This is a genomic window from Cyanobacteriota bacterium (assembly GCA_025054735.1).
Lineage (GTDB): Bacteria > Cyanobacteriota > Cyanobacteriia > SKYG9 > SKYG9 > SKYG9.
The window spans coordinates 1-3,060 of sequence record JANWZG010000439.1; the positions used below are offsets into that span (position 1 = coordinate 1).

Annotated in this window: 5 protein-coding genes; 1 reads left to right on the forward strand and 4 read right to left on the reverse strand. The window is 47.5% G+C overall.

Going from position 1 to position 3,060, the window contains the following annotated elements:
- A partial coding sequence (locus tag NZ772_16450; GenBank protein MCS6815146.1) for a transporter substrate-binding domain-containing protein occupies positions 1 to 732 on the forward strand: 732 nt, incomplete at its 5' end.
- Positions 733 to 758: 26 nt separating this feature from the next.
- Here the strand turns inward: NZ772_16450 and trxA are convergent.
- The 4 genes from trxA to NZ772_16470 all read right to left on the reverse strand — a co-directional run.
- Positions 759 to 1,082 carry a thioredoxin gene (trxA, locus tag NZ772_16455; GenBank protein MCS6815147.1) on the reverse strand — a complete coding sequence of 108 codons (324 nt, stop codon included), beginning with the start codon at positions 1,080 to 1,082 and terminating at the stop codon, positions 759 to 761.
- A 108-nt stretch (positions 1,083 to 1,190) separates the two neighbouring features.
- The gene (locus tag NZ772_16460) at positions 1,191 to 1,880 is read right to left on the reverse strand and encodes an HpsJ family protein (GenBank protein ID MCS6815148.1); all 690 of its coding nucleotides are present in this window, start codon (positions 1,878 to 1,880) and stop codon (positions 1,191 to 1,193) included.
- 45 nt (positions 1,881 to 1,925) lie between these two features.
- Positions 1,926 to 2,669: a cyanoexosortase A system-associated protein gene (locus NZ772_16465; protein ID MCS6815149.1), complete on the reverse strand. Its 744-nt coding sequence runs from the start codon at positions 2,667 to 2,669 to the stop codon at positions 1,926 to 1,928.
- The coding region (locus NZ772_16470; protein MCS6815150.1) for an archaeosortase/exosortase family protein at positions 2,669 to 3,060 on the reverse strand (392 nt) is incomplete at its 5' end. The genes NZ772_16470 and NZ772_16465, both read right to left, overlap by 1 nt.

Here is a 3,060-nt window from a genome sequence, read left to right on the forward strand (position 1 = left end):
GCTAGTCTCTGTCAACTAGGTTCTCTCCAGGCGGCTAGTTTAGGGGCGATTACTCAGCGGGGTTATCTGGCTGTTGCAGTGAAAGACAACCGTCCACCCTTAGGCTTTCGTGACCCTAGAGGTAACCTAATTGGCTTTGAAATCGACTTGGCACGTCGCTTAGCGGCTGAGTTGATAGGGAATGCAGAAGCTGTTCGCCTTGTGCCTGTGACTAATAAAGAGCGTTTGCGGGTCGTGACTCATGGTGAGGTTGACATGGCAATTGCAGCAGTGACTGCTACGGCTAACCGTGCTCGCCTAGTTAGTTTTAGCACTCCCTATTACCTAGATGGTGTGGCTATATTGACAGCTAAGGCTGACATTCAACGCCTAGCTGACTTGAACAAGCGCACAATCGCTGTGCTGCAAAATTCCACCACGATCGCAGTAATTCAGCATACTCTGCCAACTGCCAATTTAATGATGGCTGCTTCGTACCGAGCGGGTGAGACCCTACTGCAAAGTGATCAGGCCGATGCCTTTGCAGGAGATGCCAGCATATTAGCTGGTTGGATCCAGGAATATCCTCGTTACCGTCTGTTGCCTACTCTACTCACCGTTGAGCCTCTTTGCATTGCTATGCCCAAGGGTGTACAGCACGACTCGCTGCATCGTCGGGTTAACCAAGCCCTAACTCGGTGGCAAGATGATGGCTGGTTGCGACAACAAGCCACAAGCTGGGGTTTGCCCTGATACTAGAAAACTATTGGAAAGCCTTACTAGGAGGCCACTTTGGCTTTTAGGTGTTGAATGAGTTGGTCAGCCGCTACCACACCTTCAATACGATCAATTGGCTTGCCCTGCTTAAACAGTACTAGCGTCGGCAATGCATAAACCTGATAGCGCGTAGCCAACTCAGGATAGGTATCTGTATTAATTTTCACAACTTGAAGACTATCCTTCATCTGGGCATTAACTTCCTCTAGAATCTTAGCCATGAGTTGACAAGGCCCACACCAAGGTGCATAAAAGTCTACTAACAGGGGTAGCTCTGAGCCGGCCAACATCTCTTCAAAGCTGTTAAATTGCTTTTTAATTGCCATATTTCGTTTAGGTGTAGAAATCGACTCTATGCTAGCGCTGAAGTCAACCTAGTGACGCAGCGACATCATCTCAAGCTACTAAAATTAACGATTTAGTGCGAGATTGCTTTACCGTGCCCAGCGACTGGTTTTCCAAATTGCGAAGAACAATACACTTGTAATTATAGCACCAATGTTCCACTTCACAGCCCTTTCTAGCAAGCTACGGAAACGGTTAGTCTTCTCCTGGGCGGCTTGTTTTTTGATGCCTTCTTTGAAGGCAGTGACCCGAGTTTTAACTTCTCGTTTCAATTCTTCAGGGTTATTAGATGTGATTTCTGGTACACCAGCCCTCCGGAGTTGCTCAGCCAAGTTTTCCAAGTCTTTAGCAGAAGCTTTATCCACCTGTTGTTGAATTTGATCTAGCTGGTTGAATTGTTGCTGTACCTGATTGTCAATAGTATTGACTGTTTGGGTGTTGATCTTAAATGTGTTGACGACTCCCAGGGGAACCAGCAGCAAAAACACGACCATTAGGAGAATAGACAACCATGACAAGACTCTGAGCAGTAGAGACTCTAGCAGGCTGCGTCCCAGTTGTTCGCCATAAAAAACTAGGGCCATACCAATGAGCGGCACAGGTGCCCGTTCTACTAGTTGTCCGATCGCCTGTAACTCCCAGCTAGCGTTTGTAAACTGAGGAGGCACAAGCACCTCAATAACATCTACTAAGGCAAACACGAGCAAGCCATACCCAATCCAGCGAAAGCGGATGATAGATTTTGTTCCATCTGTTGCAGTCGAAGAAGAATTTGTCATTGTCTTAGAATTGAAACGATTGTGAAACGCAACACTAATCCCTAATCACCTAGGCCGCAGTGGTGGGAAATGTTGTTGCCACCATTGATGCCAGAGCACCCATACAGATTCAAGCTGTTGATAGGCTTGTTCTACTGCATCTGGCGAGGCATTGGCACCACCAGCAATCGGCACGGACATGAGGGTCCATAAACAGCGAAGGTCAAGTAAATCCTGTCGCTGACCTATCAACCACAACATCATAGGTTTTAGTCGCAGATCTTGACGCGATCGATTTTGTGTAAATTGCTGCTCAGTGAACGTACTAGGGCCTAGGTTTGTTGTGCAAGCTGTAATGTAAGCTCGTCCTGCATGGGCCAACACACCATAGTTACCGACCGCAGGCTGTTGTCGCTCCTGTATGCTAGTATTCACCGATTTCAGGGGGCTATAGACAAATACGTAGCGATTAACATTACCCTCTGTTGCAGGGGCAATGTAGTACGTGTTGGCCTCTAAGGTAGTACCATTCCGCTGAAATCTATAGGTCTGGGCAGTAGCAATCTCGCTTGGTTTCTCTGCTTCGTCTAGAGTAGCTCTATCTTGTTGATCTGAATTTAACTTTAGGGGCTGGACATCAATCAATGTCCACCCTGGAAGAACTACAGTTGTAGGTAACTTGCTCGTAGTCACTGGGGATTTAGAGTTTCCTTGCAGCAGCGATCGCCCCAGAGCCACAAGGGCAAGTGCCGCAACCATCGCCAAGAGGGATAGCTGTAATCCACGATCGCGGGGAATAGTTTTCACCATTAAGCCACCTCCTGATCATTAGGAGGCGATTCCCGCAGAAACGCTAGCCAACAAAAGCTTCCAAACACCATTACTGCAATTACAAAAAATACTAAGGATCCAGTTTCTTCATGCCAGTAGTCGAAGGCTGCCTGTTGACCATAAGCATGGAGAATAGCAAGTAGGACGACTCGCCCAGCATTAACCACAAAGCCGATCACAATAGCAACTGCGATTGCCAAGAACTGTTGACTAAGGCGCAGCGGCACCATCGTGAGAAACAATATCGCAACATTGAACATTTGTAGGATGCTTTGCGAACCAGCACAGGCACCATAAACCTGCACGGTGCCCCTAGGCGGCAACGAAATGAAGACATTGTTGTAACGAACCACATCAAAGCCAATGTAGT

What these genes read in the sequence shown, in the direction of transcription:
- NZ772_16460 (MCS6815148.1), bottom strand. Translation starts at nt 1,880, where the DNA reads ATGACAAATTCTTCTTCGACTGCAACAGATGGAACAAAATCTATCATC.
- trxA (MCS6815147.1), bottom strand. Translation starts at nt 1,082, where the DNA reads ATGGCAATTAAAAAGCAATTTAACAGCTTTGAAGAGATGTTGGCCGGC.
- NZ772_16465 (MCS6815149.1), bottom strand. Translation starts at nt 2,669, where the DNA reads ATGGTGAAAACTATTCCCCGCGATCGTGGATTACAGCTATCCCTCTTG.